Below are 22344 nucleotides of genomic sequence, written 5' to 3'. Positions count from 1 at the left end.
GCGGACAGTCAGATTTGATTGTACTTTGTCTACGGTAACTGACACTTCGAGCTAATACACTTATTTTGAACTAGATTACCAATTCCTTTTTGATCCGGTAGAACGTTGCACGACTGATATCAGCAGCTTTCATTATGTGAGCTGGTTTAACGTTCTGTGCCAACATTTCACGTACCACTTCACGGGCTTCCATATCTTTCTCTTTTCCCGTATACAAACCTGCCTGTTTTGCTCTCTCGATCCCCTGTGCCTGGCGTTTACGGCGGGTTTCATAATCTTGTCGTGCCATTGTCGCAAGGATATCGATCAGCATAGCATTGACTGCCCGAAGAATGCCGCTGGTAAGGTCGTTGCCGGACATTTCAACCATCTGCCAGCTTGTTGGCAAATCCATCGAAACAATAACCAGTCCTTTACTGTTCAGCGTAGCTTTGAGTTCAGCCCATTCTTCATGTTGAAGACGACTGAGACGGTCAATCGATTCGATGAGAAGCAGATCGCCGGGTTGTGCTTCCTCAAGGAGATGCATCAGTTCCACACGCTCCAGCTTCGCACCACTGGCATTTTCAATGTATTCTCCGGCTACTTGCCAGTTTTTGCTTTGCGCAAATTCGCGCAGGCTAACTAATGCACGATCAGCATGTTGGCCTTCGGTAGATGCACGGCAGTAAATACGAACATTCATCATGCATTCTCTTTTGAGTGTTAAATGGATACCTATATGATACAGTGCGTGTTTTTGTTGTCAATAGAGTCAAATTCAACCCTATTGAGACTTTGTATCATGGTCTTTATCAGGTATACCTTAATGAGATGTTAACGCTACTGAATTTATCTTCCGATTAAGTATGTCTTAAGTTTGCGTGATAACATGCATCTGTCACATTAAGTTTGAGGCACAACATCGATGAGCACAATTAAATCTGGTGCTGGTATGACTGGAAGGGATATGTTTCTGCATCTATAAGTGTAAGTGCAATTCTCTGATTAAAGAGTGCTGATTTGTTTTGAGAAGTTAAGGTTTCGTTAATAAAAAGGCATGATATTGATATGGACAACTAACCCTACAAAGAGGCTAAATTATGAACGAAAATTTACGTAATGCCCTTCCTCATAGAGACACACCATTTTTCCGAGCGCTGCATATCATCGTAGCTGTACTGGTTTTATTGCAGATTATTAGTTCAAATCTTACTGAAAGCGATGCGCTTAGTGACTATACACTCACTGGGTTCGTCACATGGTTCCATATTGTCAGTGGATTATCACTTATTGCCCTTGGGGTCGTAATGCTTGTTTGGATGTTGACCCAACGAGGATTTCGTTATTATTTTGCCTGGCTGACCCTTAATTTTAGGGGGGTGATTGAAGATATCAAAATGCTGATGTCATTCCGTCTTCCTGAAGCTCATGCTGGTGGGATTGCTGCTTTGGTTCAGGGTCTTGGTGTACTTGCACTATTGGGTGTTGCGCTATGTGGTGGATTTTGGTTCGCTCTCAATACGATTCCCGGAGCATCACCTGTATTGACAGAAACTATTCTGCATTTACATAAGTTTCTGACTGTATTTATTGAAACCTATTTCTGGGTGCATGGTGCGATGGGGTTGCTGCATATATTCCTCACTATCCGTAGCCAAAGGAAAAATCCCGTAACCGAATAGTGTTGAGGGTTATGATGGGTAAGGTGCCTTGTAATGGTTGGCTAATACTGATTATAACCGCATTATTATCTGTCAATGCATTTTCTATTTATCCGTAATTCCGATGAGTATGCGTATTTAAAGGGAAAAATATATGCATATTGAACAACATAGCATCGAAAAAGTGGGATGGCTGAGGGCGGCTGTACTGGGGGCAAATGACGGGATTGTTTCGACAGCGAGCCTTGTTCTTGGGGTTGCGTCTGCAAATAGCAATCCTTCCGGTGTTTTACTTGCAGGTGTTGCAGGATTGGTTGCCGGAGCTATGTCGATGGCCACAGGGGAATATGTTTCCGTCTCATCTCAGGCCGATACCGAAAATGCAGCACTTGTCCAGGAAAAAAGGGAGCTAGAAATTGATTATCAGGGAGAGGTGCGGGAACTGACTTCACTTTATATGCAACGTGGACTGGATCCAGCGCTTGCACGGCAGGTTGCGGAGCAACTTATGGTCAAAGATGCCTTGGATGCTCATGCGCGTGAAGAACTGGGGCTGACAGATACAAATTCTGCACAGCCCCTACAGGCAGCTGTCTTCTCTGCCCTGAGTTTTTCCGCTGGTGCGCTGTTACCCTTAATCGTTGCATGGCTCTCCCCTCCGAAGCTGGTTTTTTTGTCTATTATCCTTTCCACCCTTTTTTCACTGGCGGTCCTTGGCTATATATCTGCGGCTGTGAGTAAAGCCTCTCCTGTCAGGGCGATCATTAGAATCACGTTCTGGAGTACCATGGCTATGCTATTATCTATGGGAATTGGTCATTTTGCAGGGCAGGCCTTGCTTTAAGAAACTACTCAATTATCCGTGTTGCCTGACGCGGATAATTATCAACACCTTCGTAAGCGCGAGAAAATGCAATTGAATTAGTGATTCCATGGGATTGTGCCGTGCATTTGAAGTACGTCACTTATGACAAATCTCCCGATCATAAATTCCACCGTTTAAAGCCAGCATTTGCCTCTTCTTCTTTGAAACCATTTTTGTCATGATTTGCGAATCATCTAAAAAAATGTCCCCAAATGTTCCTAGTCGTGCATTCCATCCAGCAATAATCACTGTATCGCCCACGTTTAATGCTGCTACAGTATTGTTATCATAATCCGTGTTTTCGAAAAGGAATTTCAAGCCTTCACTTGAATTAGGGATGTGTAACGTTACTAACGGATTTTTACTGAAGGTGGCTGCGCTAATCTTTTTTATTTTTCCTGTAACCATCAATCGGCACTTTTTGAAGTCATTTGTTGCTCTGAACTCATGTTCCTGAAATCGTGCATAAACTTCTTCGGTTGTATACAGTCTTGGAAGTATATCGATTATCGATGATTTTGTTGATTGTTCGTTTTGTTGTAAAAATGCTGAATCTCCGTTCGAGAAATGTATTGATTCAGATGTTCTGGCTTGGCTGGGTGTTATTGCTATTCCGTTCAATATATAAAGTCCGAAGAAGAAGGCAATAATTGTCGTTGACTTTTTAAATTTTGAGGTCATTTTGTTTCTCCATAACTTCTGTCTTAACAATACGCTCTCCATTACGATATATTTTCAGCTTGTCAGGCGGGGACTTCACTGCATTACGGATTTCGTTAATTGTATCTTTCGATAACATATCGCAGCCTTCCATATACATAACCCTTCGGGTATCGGTATCTGGTATGTTAGTGAAGCTGCTACTGACCCATAAATCGGGTATTTCAATTCCATGTATCAGCTTCATATACACAACGATGAACGCATCTGTCAGGTGAAACCTTCCAACCGTGTATTTTCCGGTATAGGTATTACCAGAAGACGAAACTACCCAATCGTTTTTTAAAACCAAAGTCAGTGCATTATTTTCCATTTTCAGACTCCAGTTCACGAATGCGATTGTTCGTCATGTCAGTAAGACATTTTTGTTCATTATTGCAGCCGGATTTGTGCTTTATCCATTCTCTTTGAGAAGGTAGCAATCGTTTTCGGGTTTCAGGGCTAAGGCTTTTCCAGACCGAATTAAGTTTCTCATCGCTTGCTTTATAACTGTGTGTATCGACGTTTGAGGTTACTGCATTGTTTTTGGGAGCTTCGCTACCGCTGCTATAGAAAACGGGGGCACGTACTCCCTGAGCGTAGTCATTAGCTGCTTTTTCCCACACGCCTTTCCCATTGGCAGTCAACATTTTTCCGAACTCTGTGGTGTCGAAACTGTAATTGCGGATCTCGCCATTGAAATCCAGCTTCACGTTAACGGCTGTTGACTTCGAAATGCCAGTCAAGAAATCACCAGCTTCGGACCCGAAGGAACAAGCGACTTCTTTAGTATCACTGACATTAGGGCGTAACCCGTGCATCGTGAATCTGCCGTTATCAGTTGTAGCAGTGATATCTACCAGCGGAACGATTGATGAGGATTGCTTTGTCATCGCGAAGCATATCCCCTTCAGATTTACATCCCTGTCCATCCCGAGAAACATCAGGGCGTTTTTGTCGCTGCTTGCGACACCTGCTGATTTTGCCTCTGGCAAGAAATAGACGGTTCTGGAGGCGGTGGTTATACCTGAAACGAAAACAACACCTGACGCCATGATTTTTAACGTTTTTATAAGAATTGTCATTCTGGATACCTTCTTTCTTTCGCACTCCATCGGGGGTAGAGCACTCATCCCATGAGTTTTGCTTGTGAGAAATACTTCTCGAAGAATCATGATTTTACATTGATCTATAAAATCTATCAATAATCCAAAATTGATCTATAAAAACGATCGATTGGGTTGTGAAGAGTTCAATGACTGCTTTGATGGGGAAGCTGTCGAAGTGTTTTACAATCTGTACAGATCAATAGGGGCAAGAAAAAACAACTGGAGAGGGTTTTTATCAGGTTTTAGTATTTCGCTAACACTAAACGTACACTCATAATTTGCTATTCTGTCGATTCCAATGAAATGGCCGCCATTTTCCCGACTTCAGTGAGGAAATGCAACGCGCCAGTCGGATAAGGAGAAGGATGATGTCAAATGTTTGCACCATTGCCTGGGTTCATGGCCTTGTACAGGGCGTCGGATTCCGCTACAGCACCCAGCGCGAAGCCCTTCAGCTTGGGCTGACGGGGTATGCGCGTAACATGGATGATGGCAGCGTGGAGGTTGTGGCCTGCGGTGAGGCAGATCGGGTAGAGAAGCTGGTGGCGTGGCTGAAAGCAGGCGGACCGCGCAGCGCGCGGGTTGATAAGGTGCTAACGGAACCGCATCAACCCGGCCGGGAATACGCTGACTTCAGTATTCGCTATTAAATGCATTTTACCGGCTTTGGCAGGCCGGCGATTTTTGTCGCCTGTTTAGCCGGGCCTTTCGGAAACAGGCGATACAGATAACGGCTGTTGCCTTTCTCTTCGCCAAATTTATTCGCCATGGCTTTGACCAGCATGCGGATAGCTGGCGACGTGTTGAATTCAAGGTAAAATTCTCGCACGAAGCGCACCACTTCCCAGTGTTCCGGGGAGAGGGTAATTCCTTCGTTTTCCGCAATTTTCTCCGCCAGCGCTTCGCTCCACTGGCTGCTCTCTTTCAGATAACCGTCGTTATCGGTTTCGATCTCTTTGCCTTCAAAACTCAACATATTCATTCACGCGTTAGTCAAAAACTGCCTAAGTCTACCAAAAAAACAAAGCCCCGCATAAGCGGGGCCCTGTTCACAGCACGGTGAGTTAATCGCGGCTGGCGAAGCCCAGAATGCTCAGCAGGCTGACAAAAATGTTGTACAGCGACACATACAGGCTCACGGTGGCGCGGATATAGTTCGTCTCACCGCCGTGAATGATGTTGCTGGTTTCATACAGGATTGCGCCGGATGAAATCAGGATAAACACCGCGCTGATTGCCAGATGCAGCGCAGGCAATTGCAGGAAGATGTTCGCCAGCATCCCGACCAGCACAATCACGATACCTGCCATCAGCATACCGCCAAGGAAGGACATGTCCTTACGGGTGGTCAGCACGTAGGCCGAGCAGCAGAAGAACACCAGCGCGGTACCGCCCAGCGCCATACCAATCACGTCGCCCATTCCGGCAGACAGATAGGCATTCAGGATTGGCCCCAGAATGTAGCCCAGGAAGCCGGTAAAGGCGAACGCGGAGAGAATACCCACCGGTTTATCCGCGGTTTTGTAGGTCAGGAACATCAGACCATACATACCTACCAGCGTCAGGATCAGGCCCGGAGAAGGTAGCATCAGTACGGTGCTGGCCGTCGCGGTGATCGCCGAAAACGCCAGCGTCAGGCTGAGCATGAAATAGGTATTGCGCAGCACCTTATGGGTGCTGAGTAGCGATGTGCGGTCGCGTGAAGAAGTAATTATACGATCCATGAGTCACTCTCTTATGACAGATGTAATTAGCGCAAAGAATAGGAAACGGCGCGGCAGACGCAAAGTGGTTTTACCCATCTTTACTCAGCCCCTTAGGGATTATGCTGGTTTTTTATTCTGGCAAAGCCTTTGTACTCAGAATGAAGTGCGGTTTGTTGGGTGTATTCAGATCAACCTCTTATAGGTATCTGAAAAATATTGCGTTATTTCCCTAAGGCCGCTAAGAGTTATTTCCGGATCGTCATAAAAACAAACAATAAGGCGAAGGAAATGAAACCACAAACACGCACGCGCTTTACGCTCTCTTTGTTAACCGCAGGGGTCCTGTGCGCCAGCACGGCAACCTGGGCGGCTAACGTGCCGGCAGGAACCCAGCTGGCAGATAAGCAGGAACTGGTCAGGAACAACGGCACTGAGCCCGCCTCGCTCGACCCGCATAAAGTCGAAAGCGATGTCGAATTCAATATTATCAGCGATTTATTCGACGGGCTGGTCAGCGTCTCTCCGGCAGGTGAAATCCAGCCGCGCCTGGTGGAGAAATGGGAAAATAAAGACAACACCGTCTGGACGTTCCATCTGCGCCCGGGCATTACCTGGAGCGATGGAACCCCCATCACCGCGGAAGATATTGTCTGGAGCTGGCAGCGGCTGGTCGACCCGAAAACCGCCTCTCCGTATGCCAGCTATCCCGGTAGTATGCGTATCGTCAACGGCACTGATATCGCAGAAGGCAAAAAAGCGCCCGAGTCGCTGGGGGTGAAAGCCATCAATGACACCACGCTGGAAGTTACGCTCACGCAACCTAACGCCGCTTTCCTGGCGATGCTGGCTCACCCGTCCCTGGTGCCGATAGATAAAGTCCTGGTGGGCCGTTTCGGTGATAAGTGGACCAAACCGGAGCACTTCGTCAGCAGCGGGGCTTATAAACTGTCACAGTGGGTGGTTAACGAACGCATTGTGGCGGTGCGTAACCCGAAATACTGGGATAACGAACATACCGTCATCAACAAGGTGACCTATCTGCCCATTTCCTCTGAAGCTGCTGACGTCAACCGCTACAAAGCGGGCGAAATCGACATTGTTTACACGGTGCCGATCAACCAGTTTGCTCAGCTGAAGAAAACGCTGGGGAGCGAGCTGGACGTTTCACCGCAGCTTGCCACCTATTATTATCAGTTCAACACCACCCGGCCGCCGTTCAACGACGCCCGCGTGCGCAAGGCGCTGAACCTGGCGCTGGATAAAGACATCATCGCCGGGAAAGTATTAGGGCAGGGCCAGCGCCCGGCATGGCTGATCAGCCAGCCGGATATTGGCGGCGTCAAGCTCCAGAACCCGGATTACGCCAGCTGGCCGATGGATAAACGCATTGCCGAGGCGAAAAAGCTGCTGGCCGAAGCCGGATTTAACGACAGCCATCCGCTCAGCTTTAATCTCCTCTATAACACCTCGGAATCGCACCAGCGTATTGCCATTGCCGCCAGCTCAATGTGGAAGAAGAACCTCGGCGTGGAGGCGAAGCTGCAAAATCAGGAGTGGAAAACCATGCTTGATACCATGCACACCCATAACTTTGACGCGGTACGCTATGCCTGGATTGCCGATTACGACGATGCGGCAACTTTCCTGAACAACTTCCGTACCGGGGATAGCCAAAACACCACTCAGTACAGCAATCCGGACTACGATCGGGCACTGGTGAACGCGGCGAAATCGAAAACGGCGGAGGAGCGCGGTAAGTTCTACCAGCAGGCAGAAGATCTGCTGGGACGGGATGTACCGGCGATCCCGGTCTATCATTACGTGCGCACGCACCTGGTGAAACCGTGGGTAGGGGGCTTCACGCCAGACAAGCTCGGGTACTACTACACCAAAGATATGTACATCAAAAAGCACTAACGATCCGCGGTGGATATTATGCTGCCAAAACGGCCAATTTGTCGTCTATTCAACCGATTAAACGCATTTTGGCTATTTTTAAAGCGAACGAATGCGCGTGCTCTTTACAGCGCGCGGTGAGGTGTTTATAGTTCGCCTCACTTAGGAAGCGTGGCCGAGCGGTTGAAGGCACCGGTCTTGAAAACCGGCGACCCGAAAGGGTTCTAGAGTTCGAATCTCTACGCTTCCGCCAAATTTGAAACCCCTGCGATAGCAATATCGCAGGGGTTTTTGCTTTTGCGCCAGGCTTCCGTCATGCCACCATGTTGTAGCTTATCGTGATCCCGGCGTCGGCCTTGCAGACCTGAGCTTTTACGCACCAGGTGTCCTCAATGTTTGCTGGCGTCAGTACCTCCTCGGGCGCGCCCGTGGCGGCGATCTGCCCGGCCTTCAGGAGGATCAGACGCTGGCAATAATTGGCCGCAAGATTGAGATCGTGCAGTGCAACCACCACCGTAAGCGGCAGCTGTGAAACGAGCCGCATCAGCTCCAGCTGGTGCTGAATGTCCAGGTGGTTTGTCGGTTCATCGAGCAACAGCACCTGCGGCTGCTGGGCCAGCGCGCGGGCTATCTGGCTTCGCTGGCGTTCTCCGCCAGACAAAGAGTGCCATCGCCGCTGGCGTAAGCGGCATAACTGCATCAGGCCAATCGCCTGCTCAACCGCAGCCTCATCGTCGCGGGTGGTTCTCTGGAATGTTTTCCGGTAGGGCGTACGCCCCAGCCTGACAATGTCCTCAACGGTCAGTTCTCCGTCGACCTCAGCATGTTGCGGGACAAACGCCATGTGCTGCGCGCGTTTTTTCAGCGGCATCATGCCAAGCTTTGTGCCATTAAGCGCCACGCGTTCGCTGAGTCGTGGAAACAGCCCGGCGAGACAGCGCAGCAGCGTCGACTTGCCCGAGCCGTTTGGCCCTAACAGGCCGATAATCTGCCCGGATGGCAGGTCGAGATCGATATCCTTAAGCACCGTCTGCGCTTGTCGGGTTACGGTTAACCCGGCCACAGTAATATTCATGGATGCTCCTTTCGGTTTTGATAAAGCAACGCCACAAAGACGGGGGCGCCCACCAGCGCAGTCACCACCCCGATGGGCAGAACCTGGTGCACAATCAGCGTGCGAGAGACGATATCGGCGAGGATCATAAAGTGGGCGCCGATGAGAAACGTCAGGGGGATCGAGCGACGATGGCCCGGCCCGCATAGCATGCGCGTCACATGGGGAATGACCAGCCCGACAAACCCCACTGCGCCCGTGGCGCTCACCAGCGTTGCGGTGACAATGGCACAGGTCAGCAATAAGACAATACGCACGGCGGTAACCGGGATCCCCAGCGTGGTGGAGACCTCATCCCCGAAGGTGAAGGTGTCCAGCGCCCGTGAAAAGAGCAATACCACCAGTAAACCCGCAAGCGTAACGGCCAGCGCCAGCAGCGCGTCAGGCCAGCGCACGCCGCTCAGACTTCCCAGCAGCCAGAACATGACGCTACGGGACTGCTCGGCATTGGCGGACGTACTGACGACGTACGCGGTCATGGCGTTGAAGAGCTGGGTGCCCGCAATGCCAGCCAGCAAAATGCGCGACGGGCTTTCACTCATCCCGTTTGTAATCACCATGATGAGCGCAAAGGCGGCGCACGAGCCGACAAACGCACCGCTGCTCACGCCAATCACGCTCCCCCCGATGCCGAGAAGCATCACGCAGACGGCCCCCAGCGATGCGCCCGCGGAAATCCCCAGCAGATAAGGCTCAGCCAGAGGGTTACGCAGGATCGACTGCAACACCAGCCCGCACAACGCCAGTCCGCCGCCGCTGCACGCGGCCATTACTGCCCGGCTCATGCGATATTGCCAGACGATACCTTCCTCCGTTTGCGGCAACGCATAAGAGGTCAAACCCAGTCCGTTGAGGATCGCTTTCCCGGTACTGGCATACGACACCGGCATATCACCGATACTGGCGGCAAAGACCAGCATCAGCGGCAGCGCCATGGCACCTGCTGCCAGTAAACCCTGCTGGCGGCGGTCAAAAGCGAAATGACTCATTGTTCATCCCGGAAAGAAGCCAGCCGATCGCTGATAAGCTCAACCGCATCGACGTTACGCAATGAAGGGTTTAACGACATCGCTGGCACCACGATGATGTGGTTGTTCCTGACCGCAGGCATGTTCTTTGTCACCGGGTCACTGCGCAAGAACGCTTTTTTTACCTCAACGTCATCGGCAGGGTAGAGCCTGCGGGACATCCCGGCGATAACAATCACGTCCGGCTGCGATCGGGCTATATGTTCCCACGTTACAGCGGGCCATTCGTCGTGAGAGTCAATAATGTTCTTCAACCCCAGCGTGCGGCTGATCCAGCCAGGCGCGCCGTAATTCCCGGCCACCCAGGGATCGCCATTCAGACGGCTGCTGGAGAACCAGAATACAACGCTAAGCGGTTTCGCTGAGACGCGCGCCTGGGCCTTTTTAATACGCTCCGCCAGCGCACGATTGAGCTGCTCACCTCGCGCGGAAACATCAAAAATCGTCGCCAGATCCGTCACTTCCCGTGTAATTTCCGCCAGTGAAAACGGCGCGCTACGTGCTCCGTCTGCGTTTGACGTTTCCGTTACCGTTTTATCCGTGCAGTCGGCAGGGGAGATCCACGTCTTAATCCCCAGCGACGCAAACTGCTTACGGGTTCCCACTTCTCCCTGCGGACCAATGTGCCAGTGATACTGCGCGAGAACGAGTTCAGGTTTCTGCCCTGCCACGGCTTCAAAGGAGGGGGAATTATCTGCAAGCCGGGGGAGGTTTTTCCCGGCATCCACCAGCGGGGCCGGGAGCTTGCCGAACCAGACTGACGTCGCGGCGATCGTTTTCTCCAGCCCCAGTGCGAGCAGTAATTCTGTTTCATGCTGACCCACGGTCACGACGCGCTGAGGAGCCTGCGTAAAGGTCTGCTTTACGCCGCAATTTTCAATCGTGAGTGGCCAGGTGGTAGCGGCGAAAGCGGCAGGCGCCATGGTGAGCAGTGAAGCCAGAAATAACCCTTTTTTGAGTAACATAGAACGCAATCCAAAATTGTTATGTTATAACATAATACATATATTGTGATTGAGAGCAACACGCTCACCGTCGCTTGTTGCAGAAACGAAAGGCTGGACTATTCTCAACATACCCACCTGGCATTCGCGGGTTGCCTGAAAAATAACAAGATTTCTGACCTGGGGTAGTGAGGATGAATAAGATCCTGCTCGCGTTTGCGTTCTGTTTTGCCGCCCTTAGCGCCTTCTCATCGTATGCCGCAGAGCCCCGCCAGGCGCCTACGGAGCAGGAGCGCGCCCGAACGGTCTATATCTTCCATCAGCCTATCGTCATGCTACAGGCGAAATTTGGCCTGACCACGCCGGAAGAGCGCGTTTTACGCATCCGCAATACCCTGCGCAATTTTACCGAGGCGGATGTGCGTGAGCCGCTCAGCATCGTCCCCGTGACCCGCTATAACCAGCAGGGACGGCTGATAGTGATGAACGGGAAACCTGTGATGCTGCTGACCGAAGGGGATTTGGACGAAGGGGACGATCTTACCCTCGATCAGGCCGCACAGCGCGTGCTGGCGCGCATGGAAGCGCAGAGAATGGCGCTGCGCGATCAATACGATACCGGCTGGCTGGCGCTGTCGACGGTAAAAACTGCCGCTGGCCTGCTGGGGCTGTTGCTGCTCTGCTATGGCGCGTGGCGTTCCTGGCGCTGGTTCCGGCGCGTCTACCGTCGGCGTATTGTGGAGAATCGCAGCCGGGTGCCGCAAAGCTGGCGGCGATACATTGGCGCCATTGAGATTCGGCTTTACGCCTTGCTGATGTTCCTGCTGGGGCTGATCGGCTTTTACGTCTGGCTGAGCTGGGCGTTCAGTCTGTTTCCGTGGACGCGGGTGTGGGGCACGTCGCTGGGAGACTGGACGCTTCGCGTGGTGCAGCAAATCGCCCTGGCGATTGTCTCGGCCTTACCGGGGCTAACGATTGTGCTGATCATTTTCCTCATTACCGCTTTTATTCTGAAGCTTCTTAAGATGGTGCTGAATCAGGTGGAGGCTGGTCGTCTGCAACTTCCCGGCGTACATCCGGAAACCGTGGGTGCGACCCGTAAGCTCATTTCCGTTGCCGTCTGGCTATTTGCTCTCTCCGCCGCCTGGCCGTTTCTTCCCGGTGCAAACTCGCTGGCGTTTAAAGGTATTAGCGTTTTCTTCGGCCTGATGTTAACGCTGGGCTCGGCAGGGGTGATGAACCATGCCATGAGCGGTCTGGTCCTGATTTACTCCCGCGCGCTGCGCAAAGGCGATGTCATTCGGGTGGCGGATAACGAAGGCAAGGTCAGTGAAGTTGGCATGCTGGCGACCAAAATTATTACCCGGGAAAATTATGTCGTTACCGTGCCCAACGCGGTGGTGGTGAGCGGTAAGATCACCAACCTGAGCGCGCTACAGCCCGATGGCAGCCTCAATCTGACGGTCAGCGTCACGATCGGTTATGACACCCCATGGCGTCAGGTGCATGCCATGCTGGAGCTGGCCGCGAAACGGGCAAAAGGGATTGACCTTTCCGAGCCGCCGCTGGTGCGCCAGTTAGGGTTAATGGACTGGTATATCGCTTACGAATTGCAGGTCCGCCTGCTGCCCGATCAGTCCCTCGCGGTTGCCCGCAATGAACTGCATAGCCAGATACAGGATGTGTTTAACGAATTTAACGTGCAGATTATGTCCCCGAATTTTGTTATGCAGCCAGAGGGCAGCGTAATGGTTGCCAAAGAGAACTGGTATACCGCGCCAGCCAAACCCCCTCAGGGTGAAAACTGATGCCCGGTTTACCCGTGGCAAGGCAAAATGTCACAGTTTCTGATCGACGATCGCCGATTTTACACGGGTCATCGCCAGAATGTTTTTTGAGCGCATATTTAATTTCTCGAGGATCCTCACGCGGTAGGTGCTGGTCGTTTTTTGTGACAGTTGCAGTTTTTTCGCGATCTCATGGTTTTCCAAATGAAACAGCTTCAGCACGTCATACTCGCGTCGCGTAAAAGAGTGTGTTCTGAGCGCCCGATAAAAACGCATCAGTTGCTGAAAAGGGTGAGCAGTAAAATGCATCGACGAATAGATAATATTATCGATTCGTACCGCGCTGTTGGCTTCTATCTCATGCATCAGGATAATGTAATCACGCTTAACTTTTTTGACCTGCCGAATGGTTTTATTGCGTAACTTATCCTGTTCAATCGCAATGATAAAATCCATCGCCTGATCGACCCCATCAAGGTCGTGAATATCCGCGTCATCGCGAATCAAATGGGTCGATGTCAGGGCGCTTGATACGCCCTGGCAAAGGTAGTAGTTATCACTGATAAATAAAAAATTCATAATCGTCGTTAAATAAAGTCATGGCTAATCTCTTATCGCAGTGATCCACGGTTAATGGGTGTTGTACGAAAAAGAGTCTAAATGACCACCTGCGAATCTAATAAACGTTATGAATGTAAAAATAAATGTTTACATTTTAGCCAGCCGATGACGAAGAAATCAGCGGGGCGGAAGGGGACGACGCAAGACGTGTAACGTTATGCAATTTCGTGCTTTACATCATGCTCAGAGATGTTTATAGTGCGCCTCACTTTGGAAGCGTGGCCGAGCGGTTGAAGGCACCGGTCTTGAAAACCGGCGACCCGAAAGGGTTCTAGAGTTCGAATCTCTACGCTTCCGCCAAATTCGAAAACCCTGCGATAGCAATATCGCAGGGTTTTTTCGTTATTCCAGCCCCAGCGTATACTGCGCGATTTTGAAGTAGATAATCAGCCCGGTGCCGTCGATGAGCGTGGCGATAAACGGTGCGGAGACCACCGCCGGATCGATTTTGCAGCGTTTCAGTATCATCGGGATCACCGACGAGACGATGGCGCTCCACAGCGTAATGCAGACCAGCGTCAGGCTGACGATGAGCGTGATTTCCATCCCAATGCCCATCATCCAGGCGCGAACGCAGCCCGCCAGACCCAGCGTGGCGGCAATCATTAACGAGGTGCTCATCTCTTTTCGCAGCACGCGACCCACGTCGCGAAGGTGGACCTCACCCAGCGCCATGGCGCGCACCAGCGTCGAGGTGATCTGCGTCCCGCTGTTTCCGCCAGTGCCAATCAGCAGCGGAATAAAGAACGCCAGCGCGATGGCAGATTCTAGCGCCTCTTCAAAATGCTGGATCACAGAACTGGTATACGCTTCCGCAACAAACAGCAGCAGCAGCCAGACGGAGCGTTTCTTCCACAGGCTGAAGGCGCTGGTTTCCAGATAAGGTTTCTCCAGCGGCAGCGTCGCCCCCTGAAGCTGGGCATCTTCAGTAACGTCATCTTCGAGCAGATGGGCGATTTCACGCTCGGTAAGGCAGCCCACCAGCTTGCCGTGGGTCACCACCGGCACCACATCCGCACCCGCGTGCGCCAGCAGCCCGGCGACATCCGCCCGCTCATCTTCCGGTTTGAGCTGAATAAAATCCGATATCATCAACCCCTTAACAGGCTGCACGGTGTCCGTGGCCTGCAATAATTTGCGTACGGCGATTAAACCCGCGAGGCGCCCGTTATCTTCGATAAAAATATGCGACGGAATATCATCATCTTTTAATTTTTCAAAGAACTGCTCGCGTGCCAGAGCTACGCATAATGAAATTTCGATAACGATAAAATCGGTATTCATATATTGCGCGATGGCGCTGTCATTAAAAGCCAGGTTTTGGTTGTGAATAGCGTAAGACATAGTAAATTCCCTTTGAATAATAAAATCTCTCAGGGGCGAGCAAGACAGGGCATGTCGGAAAGGAGATCCCCACGTCCTGGGTTCAGCACTGTACACCGTATCCCGCAAGGGAAGTTATACTGACAAAGCCTTGATTCGACAGTGCCTGTTTTACCCTGTGCCGGTTCTCTCGAACCCACCAGAGCGATAACGTGTATTTGTACAGGAGCCTCGCCATAACGAGATCGTTGTAAAACGAAAGGGATAATACGCCTGTTTAAATTTAGCGCTCAGAAAATTAAATAATGTTTAAGAACGGTTTAGATAAATCTTATTCATAAAATGTTGAGGGTTTATTTAAGGTTATTCATTTTAAATGGAGAATTAAATTATTAACGGTGGAGGGGAAAATGGCATGGGTTGATAACCTGCTGAATCATTTTGCGCTGTATCCGGCACATCTGTTCGCGCTGTTATTCGTGATGGCGCTGAGCAAATCGACGGTGCTGATCTCCTCCGTGCTGCCGCCTGCGTCGGTGATGCTGCTGGCGGGTATTACCGTCAGCCAGGGGAGCATGCATCCTGCGCTGACGTGGCTCGCCGTAGTGATGGGGGCAACGGCAGGTTCGATGCTGAATTACCATATCGGCCAGCTGATGGGGCATACCCGGATGGTCACGCGCTTCACCTCAAAGCATGCCAATAAGTTCCTGCGGGTCCAGCATCAGCTGCAAAAGAACGGGGTCATCGTGCTTTTTACGTCGCGCTTCCTGGCGGTGTTGCGTTACATCGTCCCGCTGGCGGCCGGGATGCTCAGGCTGAACGCCGTCAAGGTCTACGCCGTCAGCCTGCTTTCCGCCTGTGCGTGGGCGGCGCTGTATGTCGGTGCGGTCACCGGCATCAGCGCCTTATAAAATTACAGGCTCCCCATTCCGCCGTCCACCAGCAGTTCCGTTCCTACCGTGTAGCTCGACTCGTCGGACGCCAGATAGAGCGCGGCTTTTGCCAGCTCGGTCGTCGAGCCCATTCTGCCCAGCGGCACCAGCTTAATGACCTCTGCCATCATCGCGTTAAGCGCCTCGTCGCTTAAGCCCGTTTTCGTGAACGCCGGGGTTTCCACCGGACCGGGGCTCAGGCCGTTGACGCGGATCCCGCGCGGCAGCAGCTCCGCCGACAGCGTGCGCGCCAGCGACAGCAGGGCGGCCTTGCTCGCGGCATACGCGCTGCTAGTGGGCAGGCCGATGCGCGCGCTCACGGAGCCGCAGAGGATCACCGAGGACGGGTTATTCAGCAGCGGCAGCAGCGCCTGAATTAAAAAGAACGGTCCCTTCAGGTTGATGTTCATCAGACGGTCCCAGGCCTCTTCCTGCCAGGCTTCCAGCGGCGCGTGCGTCACGTCACCGGCGTTGAGAAAGACCGCGTCGAGGCGCGGCCAGCGGGCGGCGAGGGTCTCCGCCAGCGCTTTTTGCGACGAAATATCGCCTGCGTCGGTTGGGATCACCCAGGCCTTATCGCCCAGAATGCGCTCTGCTTGGGCGAGGGTGTCCGGGTTGCGTCCGGTCACGGCGACGCGCGCCCCTTCGGCGATAAACACCTGCGCGGTGGCGAGACCGATACCGCTGGTGCCGCCGGTAATCAACGTATACTTATCGGTTAAACGACCCATGTTCTTCTCCTGAAATGTCTCTGGAGAAAGCACTATAGAAACGTTAGTATCGAAAGGAAACCAGGTACCAAATGGATACTAATGAGGCAAGAGGTGTGAAATGGCAGAGATGCTGGAAACGTGCTGCGAAAAAAAATCTGAGGCGTATACCTGCCCGATGACGCAGTTTGTGAACCTGATTTCCGGTAAGTGGGCGATCCCCATTCTCTATCGCCTGATTGTGTTCAATACGCCCGTTCGCTTTGGCGATCTGCTGCGTGCTGCTGCCCCCATCACCCAGAAAGAGCTGACGAAGCAGCTGCGCCTGTTTGAGCAGCGCGGGCTGGTGACGCGAACGGTCTACCCGGAGATCCCGCCACGCGTGGAATATCAGATCACCGAGCTGGGGCTAACCCTTCAGGACGCACTCTCGCCGCTGGCCGCCTGGATGAGCGAATACGGCGACCAGCTCCAGCGTTAGGCTACTGTTTTACGTAGCGCGGTGCCAGAATGCCGGTGCGCGCACTGTTGAACAGCTCAAGGCGCGCCGCTCCGTAGCGCGTCGCGAACAATCAGCAGCGACCACCAGTCGCCGATAATATCCAGCGAACGGGCGACGGGGCAGGTGCTCTCTTCAAGGCGGGTACGTTTCACAGCGAATTCTCCGGTGGGGTATGGTTTTTTTATAAAACTCATCGGCACACGCCGTAAGCACGTTAATCATCAGTTTGAGAAATGCTTCCCGAAAAACCTGTCACGGATCTGTCACACTCAGGGCGACATTAAAAACGTGTGAGGAATTAGGGATGAGAAAAGCACTACTCGCAGTTGCCGTGGCAGGTACCCTTTCCGTGACCTTTGGCGCACAGGCGCAGGACACGCCGGATGGCTATCAGCTGGAACAGGTGCTCATCATGAGCCGCCACAACCTGCGCGCGCCGCTTGCCAATAACGGCAGCGTGCTGGAGCAGTCCACGCCGAAGCAGTGGCCGGAGTGGGACGTCCCGGGTGGACAGCTCACCACCAAAGGTGGCGTACTGGAAGTGTATATGGGTCACTATATGCGCGAGTGGCTGGCAGAGCAGGGGATGGTGAAGACGGGTGAATGCCCGCCAGCGGATACCGTCTATGCCTACGCCAACAGCCTCCAGCGCACCGTGGCGACCGCGCAGTTCTTTATCACCGGCGCGTTCCCGGGGTGCGATGTTCCTGTGCATCACCAGGAAAAAATGGGCACCATGGACCCCACCTTCAATCCGGTCATTACCGATAACTCCCCTGAGTTTCGCGAGAAAGCGCTGAAAGCGATGGAGACGGAACGGCAGAAAATGCAGCTGGATGAAAGCTACAAACTGCTGGAACAGCTGACAAACTACAGCGACTCGCCGTCCTGCAAGGAGAAAAAAGTCTGCTCCCTGACGGAGGCGAAAGATACGTTCAGCGCCGATTATGAAAAAGAGCCGGGCGTCTCCGGGCCGCTGAAGGTGGGTAACTCGCTGGTGGATGCGTTTACGCTTCAGTATTACGAAGGCTTCCCGACAGACCAGGTGGCCTGGGGGGAAATCAAAACCGATCAGCAGTGGCGCGTGCTGTCGAAGCTGAAAAACGGCTATCAGGACTCGCTGTTTACGTCGACGGAGGTGGCGCAGAACGTGGCTAAACCGCTGGTGAAGTACATTGATAAAGCGCTGGTGACCGACCAGGCAAAAGCGCCAAAAATCACCCTGCTGGTGGGGCACGACTCAAACATCGCCTCGCTGCTGACCGCGCTGGACTTCAGGCCTTACCAGTTGCACGACCAGCAGGAACGCACCCCGATTGGCGGTAAAATTGTCTTCCAGCGCTGGCATGACAAAAACACTAATCAGGAGCTGATGAAAATTGAGTATGTCTACCAGAGTTCAGAGCAGTTACGTAACGCCAGCGTACTGTCGCTGCAATCCCCTGCGCAGCGCGTGACGCTGGAACTGAAGGGCTGTCCGGTGGATGGCAACGGCTTCTGTCCTGTCGATAAATTCAATGCGGTGATGAATAACGCGGCGAAATAGAAGATAACCCCCCGCGCGGGCGGGGGGAACGTTCAGACGTTTTTACGTTCGATGGTTTGCTCGCCCCAGAACAGCGAGTCTTTGTCGGTTTTTTCGAAGGCGCGAACCAGCACTTCATCGTTGCCTTCTTCCCAAATCTGCTCAGCCAGCTTTTCGTCATAATTGGCGACTTCAAAGATGGCTTCGGCAATCTCCGGAGAGGTATTGCGTAAACTTGCCCATTCGCCCACGTGGTGAGCTTTGGATTCTTGAGTTGGCATACTTGTCCTCCTGTTGGGTTAGCCGTTCAGTTTTTTGGCAAGACCCGCGACGTATTCACCCTGATAGCGGGCGATAGAAAGTTCTTCATTGCTTGGCTGACGTGAACCATCCCCACCGGCAATGGTTGTCGCGCCATACGGTGTCCCGCCACGAACCTGGGAAACATCGAACAGTTCCTGCGCGCCGTAGCCAATCGGCACAATCACCATCCCATGATGGGCAAGGGTAGTCCAGGTGGAGGTGATCGTCTGCTCCTGGCCGCCGCCCGTGCCGGTAGAGCTGAACACGCTGGCCAGCTTGCCGTATAACGCGCCGGAGGCCCAGAGCCCGCCCGTCTGGTCGAGGAAGGTGCGCATCTGGCCGGACATATTGCCGAAGCGGGTCGGGGTGCCGAAGATAATGGCATCATAGTCCGCGAGCTCCTGCGGGGTGGCGACCGGGGCGTTTTGTGTTTTCCCCCCGGCTTTGGCGAAGGCTTCCGCCTGCATGGTTTCCGGTACGCGTTTAACCACGACCTCAACGCCGTCTACTTTGTTTGCGCCTTCTGCTACTGCGTGAGCCATGGTTTCAATGTGTCCATACATGGAATAATAGAGCACCAGAACTTTTGCCATTTTGCATCACTCCTCGTTGGTTTTTCTTACAGCGGATCGCTGCGTTCCTTTAAAGATATGACATCACAGCCAGACTGCAAAAATGAACGGCATTTCTTTGATATATAACAATATCTTTTGGATACGCGCCTTGTAGCAAAATGAAACAACTTTCGCGGCGCGGATTTTTCAAAATATAAGAACGGCTTATGAATGACTTCCCCGATATTTCATACGAAAGGCTGAGATCATGTTGCAGAATATTACCTCTCGCTTGCCGGATAGCCGCATTACACTAAGCTTAGTTTCACGCGGCACAGATAAAGGCACTGTCCTTGAGCCGCGAGGTGAAAGAATCCTCTTTTACTGAATGCAATATGATGTCTAATGTTTCACACTCTGGAGGTTAGAGATGGCAAACCATCGTGGTGGTTCAGGTAATTTCGCTGAAGACCGTGAAAGAGCATCAGAAGCAGGTCGTAAAGGTGGCCAGTCTAGCGGGGGCAACTTTAAAAATGACCCTCAGCGCGCATCAGAGGCTGGTAAAAAAGGGGGTAAAAATAGCCACGGCAGCAACAAGTAGTACGCCGGGTTAACTCCCTGCCGCCGGGTTTCCCGGCGGTTTTTTTATGTCTGCTACATTGAACTGTCATCAAAGGCATCGCACACTACAGGATTGATTCTTCGTGCTGGTGTCCCATGTCCGTTTCCCGTTTTACCTTCTCCATTAAGCCTCAGGAAGCCATCCTGATTTTGATCACCATGTTCTGGGGCGGAACCTTTCTTGCCGTTCAGTACGCGGTCACGATGAGCGATCCGTTTTTCTTTGTAGGGCTGCGCTTTGCAACCGCGGCGATTGCCGTGGCGCTTATTTCGCTGAAGACCCTGCGCGGGTTGACCCTGAGAGAGCTTAAAGCGGGTGTCGCCATTGGCGTGGCGATTGCCATGGGCTACAGCCTGCAAACGTGGGGGCTCCAGTCTATCTCCAGCAGTAAATCCGCCTTCATCACCGCCATGTACGTACCGCTGGTGCCACTGTTGCAATGGCTGTGCCTCGGCAGAATGCCGGGCCTGATGTCGTGCATTGGCATCGTGCTGGCGTTCATCGGCCTTATTTTATTAGCCGGGCCGGAAAATAATCTGCTGGCGCTGGCGCTGGGGCCGGGGGAGATCATCACTCTGGTGGGGGCCGTCGCCATTGCGGCAGAAATTATCCTGATTAGCGCCTGGGCAGGAAAAGTGGACGTCAAGCGGGTGACGGTGGTGCAGCTTGCCACCGCGTCGCTGGTGGCGTTCGCGACGATGGTGCCGGCAGGGGAGTCCGTCCCGCCGATGTCTACCGGGCTTATCGTCGTGGCGCTGGGGCTGGGCATTTTCAGCGCCATTATCCAGGTCACCATGAACTGGGCGCAGCGCAGCGTATCCCCGACACGGGCGACGGTCATTTATACCGGTGAACCGGTGTGGGCGGGTATTTTCGGGCGACTCGCCGGGGAGCGTCTGCCGCTGCTGGCGCTGGTAGGTGCGGCGTTTATTATCGCCGGGGTGCTGGTGAGCGAGTTGAAGTTAAAAAAACGACGTAAGGCGACTGCCGGATTGAGTGCTGAACAAGGGGCAGATAGCTAACAACGCGCACCCTGCCCGTTTAGCCCGGCGGCGCTTCGCTTGCGCGGGCCTACTTGCCAATTGTAGGCCGGGTAAGCGTAGCGTCACCCGGCAAGAAAACGGCACGTATTTCAGGTGGAGGGGGTGATGGCTTTTCCTTGCGGTACATCCCTTTTCCGGCGGCTCAGCAGAGCATTGAGCAGGATCGCGCCGAAGGTCGCCGTGCCAATCCCGCCCACCGTAAACCCGCCCAGCGTCAGGGCGAAATCACCCGCCCCCAGCACCAGCGTTACCGCCACCATGATCAGGTTACCGTTCTGGCTCAGATCAACATGATTCTGCACCCAGATACGTGCCCCCGCGACGGCAATCAGACCAAATACCACAATCGAGGCGCCGCCAATCACGGGTGCCGGGATGGTGTGGATCAATGCGCCGAATTTCGGGGAAAAGCCGAGCAGCATCGCCATCACCGCCGCCGCCACGAAGACCAGCGTCGAATAGACTTTGGTCACTGCCATCACGCCGATGTTTTCCGCGTAGGTCGTCACGCCGCTGCCACCGACCGAGCCGGAGAGCATGGTCGCCAGACCGTCTCCCACAAACGCCCGTCCCATATACGGATCCATATTGCGCCCGGTCATTCCTGCTACGGCTTTCAGGTGGCCCAGGTTTTCAGCCACCAGAATCACTGCGACAGGCGCGATGAGCATCATCGCCTGAGCGTTAAAGGTGGGGGAGGTCATCTGTGGCAGGCCGAACCAGGCGGCCTGGTGAATCAGTGTGAAATCAACCGGTTTGCCGAGGCCGAACACGTTCGCCAGCAGCGCGTAGACCAGACAGGCCGCAATCAGCCCGACCAGGATCAGCAGCCGCTGGATCATGCCGCGCGTAAAGACCGCCACCACGCCGATGCACAGCACCGTTATCACCGCCATCCAGCTTTCAAACGGCGAGCCGGATACGCTCTTCACCGCAATCGGCGCGAGGTTCAGGCCTATCGCCATCACCACCGCCCCGGTGACGACGGGGGGCATCATCCGCTCGATCCAGCGTGTGCCGACTTTCATCACCACCAGACCGGTCAGGGTGTAGACCAGCCCACAGGCGATAATACCGCCGAGGGCCACGCTCAGGTTGGGGTTAATACCCTGACCGTTAAACCCAGTCGCTGCAATGACTACCCCAACGAAGGCGGCGCTGGAGCCCAGATAGCTGGGCACACGCCCGCCGGTGACAAAAAAGAACAGCAGGGTACCCATACCCGACATCAAAATGGCGAGGTTAGGATCCAGCCCCATCAGCATGGGCATCAGCACCGTCGCCCCAAACATCGCGACCGCATGCTGCACGCCCATCACCATGGTCTGCCCGAGCGGGAGCCTTTCATCCGGCGCGACCACGCCTGCTTCTGTGGAGGTCGATTTCAACTGCCAGTGGGGAAGTCCGAACATGAT

Annotated in this window: 25 protein-coding genes, 2 tRNA genes, 1 pseudogene and 1 riboswitch; of the genes and pseudogenes, 12 read left to right on the top strand and 16 right to left on the bottom strand. The window is 53.1% G+C overall.

Features of this window, described 5'->3' with window-relative positions; translation table 11 throughout:
* Positions 1 to 70 precede the first annotated feature (70 nt).
* On the bottom strand, positions 71 to 685 hold the full coding sequence (locus tag ACNQ0W_RS13580) for a recombinase family protein (protein ID WP_003846897.1): 615 nt from the start codon (positions 683 to 685) through the stop codon (positions 71 to 73).
* 397 nt (positions 686 to 1082) lie between these two features.
* On the opposite strand from ACNQ0W_RS13580, the gene ACNQ0W_RS13575 reads away from it, so the two are divergent.
* Complete coding sequence (locus tag ACNQ0W_RS13575; RefSeq protein WP_045295743.1) at positions 1083 to 1664, top strand: cytochrome b/b6 domain-containing protein; 582 nt, start codon at positions 1083 to 1085, stop codon at positions 1662 to 1664.
* A gap of 133 nt (positions 1665 to 1797) precedes the next feature.
* Positions 1798 to 2487 (top strand): VIT1/CCC1 transporter family protein, encoded by a 690-nt coding sequence (locus ACNQ0W_RS13570; RefSeq protein WP_003846893.1) that lies wholly within the window; start codon positions 1798 to 1800, stop codon positions 2485 to 2487.
* A 117-nt stretch (positions 2488 to 2604) separates the two neighbouring features.
* On the opposite strand, the gene ACNQ0W_RS13565 is transcribed toward ACNQ0W_RS13570, so the two are convergent.
* Genes ACNQ0W_RS13565 through ACNQ0W_RS13555 form a run of 3 tightly spaced genes read right to left on the bottom strand, consistent with a single transcriptional unit; the run spans position 2605 to position 4292 of the window.
* Positions 2605 to 3189 carry a hypothetical protein gene (locus ACNQ0W_RS13565; protein ID WP_045295744.1) on the bottom strand — a complete coding sequence of 195 codons (585 nt, stop codon included), beginning with the start codon at positions 3187 to 3189 and terminating at the stop codon, positions 2605 to 2607.
* Positions 3173 to 3541, bottom strand: a complete 369-nt coding sequence (locus ACNQ0W_RS13560) for a hypothetical protein (RefSeq protein WP_003846888.1) — start codon at positions 3539 to 3541, stop codon at positions 3173 to 3175. Before ACNQ0W_RS13560 ends, ACNQ0W_RS13565 begins: the two co-directional genes overlap by 17 nt.
* Complete coding sequence (locus tag ACNQ0W_RS13555) at positions 3531 to 4292, bottom strand: lysozyme inhibitor LprI family protein (protein ID WP_171854404.1); 762 nt, start codon at positions 4290 to 4292, stop codon at positions 3531 to 3533. The genes ACNQ0W_RS13560 and ACNQ0W_RS13555 overlap by 11 nt, the downstream gene beginning before the upstream one ends.
* A 392-nt stretch (positions 4293 to 4684) precedes the next feature.
* Between ACNQ0W_RS13555 and yccX the strand changes: the two genes are divergently transcribed.
* The gene (yccX, locus tag ACNQ0W_RS13550; protein ID WP_003858131.1) at positions 4685 to 4966 is read left to right on the top strand and encodes an acylphosphatase; all 282 of its coding nucleotides are present in this window, start codon (positions 4685 to 4687) and stop codon (positions 4964 to 4966) included.
* Here yccX and tusE read toward each other — a convergent pair.
* Both tusE and yccA read right to left on the bottom strand, forming a co-directional pair.
* Positions 4963 to 5292 (bottom strand): sulfurtransferase TusE, encoded by a 330-nt coding sequence (gene tusE, locus ACNQ0W_RS13545; RefSeq protein ID WP_003858129.1) that lies wholly within the window; start codon positions 5290 to 5292, stop codon positions 4963 to 4965. The genes yccX and tusE overlap by 4 nt on opposite strands.
* A gap of 88 nt (positions 5293 to 5380) precedes the next feature.
* On the bottom strand, positions 5381 to 6040 hold the full coding sequence (gene yccA / locus ACNQ0W_RS13540) for an FtsH protease modulator YccA (protein ID WP_003858127.1): 660 nt from the start codon (positions 6038 to 6040) through the stop codon (positions 5381 to 5383).
* Positions 6041 to 6310: 270 nt separating this feature from the next.
* On the opposite strand from yccA, the gene ACNQ0W_RS13535 reads away from it, so the two are divergent.
* Positions 6311 to 7939 (top strand): ABC transporter substrate-binding protein, encoded by a 1629-nt coding sequence (locus tag ACNQ0W_RS13535; protein WP_062932078.1) that lies wholly within the window; start codon positions 6311 to 6313, stop codon positions 7937 to 7939.
* 144 nt (positions 7940 to 8083) lie between these two features.
* Positions 8084 to 8171: transfer RNA gene (locus ACNQ0W_RS13530), tRNA-Ser, on the top strand.
* Between the two features lie 60 nt (positions 8172 to 8231).
* Here ACNQ0W_RS13530 and ACNQ0W_RS13525 read toward each other — a convergent pair.
* Genes ACNQ0W_RS13525 through ACNQ0W_RS13515 form a run of 3 tightly spaced genes read right to left on the bottom strand, consistent with a single transcriptional unit; the run spans position 8232 to position 11025 of the window.
* Positions 8232 to 8993 carry an ABC transporter ATP-binding protein gene (locus ACNQ0W_RS13525; RefSeq protein ID WP_062932077.1) on the bottom strand — a complete coding sequence of 254 codons (762 nt, stop codon included), beginning with the start codon at positions 8991 to 8993 and terminating at the stop codon, positions 8232 to 8234.
* Complete coding sequence (locus tag ACNQ0W_RS13520; protein WP_062932076.1) at positions 8990 to 10021, bottom strand: FecCD family ABC transporter permease; 1032 nt, start codon at positions 10019 to 10021, stop codon at positions 8990 to 8992. Before ACNQ0W_RS13520 ends, ACNQ0W_RS13525 begins: the two co-directional genes overlap by 4 nt.
* Entirely contained in the window at positions 10018 to 11025 is a 1008-nt protein-coding gene (locus ACNQ0W_RS13515) for an ABC transporter substrate-binding protein (RefSeq protein WP_116329902.1), read from the bottom strand. The genes ACNQ0W_RS13520 and ACNQ0W_RS13515 overlap by 4 nt, the downstream gene beginning before the upstream one ends.
* A 173-nt stretch (positions 11026 to 11198) precedes the next feature.
* On the opposite strand from ACNQ0W_RS13515, the gene ACNQ0W_RS13510 reads away from it, so the two are divergent.
* Positions 11199 to 12812 carry a mechanosensitive ion channel family protein gene (locus tag ACNQ0W_RS13510; RefSeq protein ID WP_062932074.1) on the top strand — a complete coding sequence of 538 codons (1614 nt, stop codon included), beginning with the start codon at positions 11199 to 11201 and terminating at the stop codon, positions 12810 to 12812.
* Between the two features lie 30 nt (positions 12813 to 12842).
* On the opposite strand, the gene ACNQ0W_RS13505 is transcribed toward ACNQ0W_RS13510, so the two are convergent.
* On the bottom strand, positions 12843 to 13370 hold the full coding sequence (locus ACNQ0W_RS13505) for a LuxR C-terminal-related transcriptional regulator (RefSeq protein WP_062932073.1): 528 nt from the start codon (positions 13368 to 13370) through the stop codon (positions 12843 to 12845).
* 254 nt (positions 13371 to 13624) lie between these two features.
* Between ACNQ0W_RS13505 and ACNQ0W_RS13500 the strand changes: the two genes are divergently transcribed.
* Positions 13625 to 13712, top strand: a tRNA-Ser gene (locus ACNQ0W_RS13500).
* Between the two features lie 42 nt (positions 13713 to 13754).
* On the opposite strand, the gene ACNQ0W_RS13495 is transcribed toward ACNQ0W_RS13500, so the two are convergent.
* Positions 13755 to 14756: a magnesium transporter gene (locus tag ACNQ0W_RS13495; protein ID WP_062932072.1), complete on the bottom strand. Its 1002-nt coding sequence runs from the start codon at positions 14754 to 14756 to the stop codon at positions 13755 to 13757.
* 60 nt (positions 14757 to 14816) lie between these two features.
* Positions 14817 to 14986: riboswitch (M-box (ykoK) riboswitch) on the bottom strand.
* Positions 14987 to 15145: 159 nt separating this feature from the next.
* Between ACNQ0W_RS13495 and ACNQ0W_RS13490 the strand changes: the two genes are divergently transcribed.
* Positions 15146 to 15649, top strand: a complete 504-nt coding sequence (locus tag ACNQ0W_RS13490) for a DedA family protein (RefSeq protein WP_017693670.1) — start codon at positions 15146 to 15148, stop codon at positions 15647 to 15649.
* A 2-nt stretch (positions 15650 to 15651) separates the two neighbouring features.
* On the opposite strand, the gene ACNQ0W_RS13485 is transcribed toward ACNQ0W_RS13490, so the two are convergent.
* Positions 15652 to 16401 carry an SDR family oxidoreductase gene (locus ACNQ0W_RS13485; protein WP_062932071.1) on the bottom strand — a complete coding sequence of 250 codons (750 nt, stop codon included), beginning with the start codon at positions 16399 to 16401 and terminating at the stop codon, positions 15652 to 15654.
* A gap of 100 nt (positions 16402 to 16501) precedes the next feature.
* Between ACNQ0W_RS13485 and ACNQ0W_RS13480 the strand changes: the two genes are divergently transcribed.
* Entirely contained in the window at positions 16502 to 16861 is a 360-nt protein-coding gene (locus tag ACNQ0W_RS13480; protein ID WP_059295308.1) for a winged helix-turn-helix transcriptional regulator, read from the top strand.
* A gap of 71 nt (positions 16862 to 16932) precedes the next feature.
* Here the strand turns inward: ACNQ0W_RS13480 and ACNQ0W_RS13475 are convergent.
* Positions 16933 to 17034, bottom strand: a pseudogene (locus tag ACNQ0W_RS13475) (winged helix-turn-helix transcriptional regulator); the annotation flags it as partial.
* Positions 17035 to 17186: 152 nt separating this feature from the next.
* Here ACNQ0W_RS13475 and agp point away from each other — a divergent pair.
* Positions 17187 to 18428 carry a bifunctional glucose-1-phosphatase/inositol phosphatase gene (gene agp / locus ACNQ0W_RS13470; RefSeq protein WP_017693667.1) on the top strand — a complete coding sequence of 414 codons (1242 nt, stop codon included), beginning with the start codon at positions 17187 to 17189 and terminating at the stop codon, positions 18426 to 18428.
* A 32-nt stretch (positions 18429 to 18460) separates the two neighbouring features.
* Here the strand turns inward: agp and ACNQ0W_RS13465 are convergent, their stop codons facing one another.
* Together ACNQ0W_RS13465 and wrbA are read right to left on the bottom strand one after the other, a co-directional pair.
* Positions 18461 to 18688, bottom strand: a complete 228-nt coding sequence (locus ACNQ0W_RS13465) for a YccJ family protein (RefSeq protein WP_006809324.1) — start codon at positions 18686 to 18688, stop codon at positions 18461 to 18463.
* Between the two features lie 18 nt (positions 18689 to 18706).
* Positions 18707 to 19303 carry an NAD(P)H:quinone oxidoreductase gene (wrbA, locus tag ACNQ0W_RS13460; protein ID WP_003858109.1) on the bottom strand — a complete coding sequence of 199 codons (597 nt, stop codon included), beginning with the start codon at positions 19301 to 19303 and terminating at the stop codon, positions 18707 to 18709.
* A gap of 391 nt (positions 19304 to 19694) precedes the next feature.
* On the opposite strand from wrbA, the gene ACNQ0W_RS13455 reads away from it, so the two are divergent.
* Both ACNQ0W_RS13455 and ACNQ0W_RS13450 read left to right on the top strand, forming a co-directional pair.
* Positions 19695 to 19865, top strand: a complete 171-nt coding sequence (locus ACNQ0W_RS13455) for a general stress protein (RefSeq protein WP_001273664.1) — start codon at positions 19695 to 19697, stop codon at positions 19863 to 19865.
* 116 nt (positions 19866 to 19981) lie between these two features.
* Positions 19982 to 20908 carry a DMT family transporter gene (locus ACNQ0W_RS13450; protein WP_116329901.1) on the top strand — a complete coding sequence of 309 codons (927 nt, stop codon included), beginning with the start codon at positions 19982 to 19984 and terminating at the stop codon, positions 20906 to 20908.
* 110 nt (positions 20909 to 21018) lie between these two features.
* On the opposite strand, the gene rutG is transcribed toward ACNQ0W_RS13450, so the two are convergent.
* Entirely contained in the window at positions 21019 to 22341 is a 1323-nt protein-coding gene (gene rutG / locus ACNQ0W_RS13445; protein WP_017384776.1) for a pyrimidine utilization transport protein G, read from the bottom strand.
* Positions 22342 to 22344: the final 3 nt, after the last annotated feature.

It is taken from the genome of Enterobacter cloacae complex sp. 6730903 (assembly GCF_048283985.1).
In the GTDB taxonomy this organism is placed as follows: Bacteria; Pseudomonadota; Gammaproteobacteria; order Enterobacterales; family Enterobacteriaceae; genus Enterobacter; species Enterobacter hormaechei_C.
This window is presented reverse-complemented; position numbering and strand designations above follow the sequence as displayed.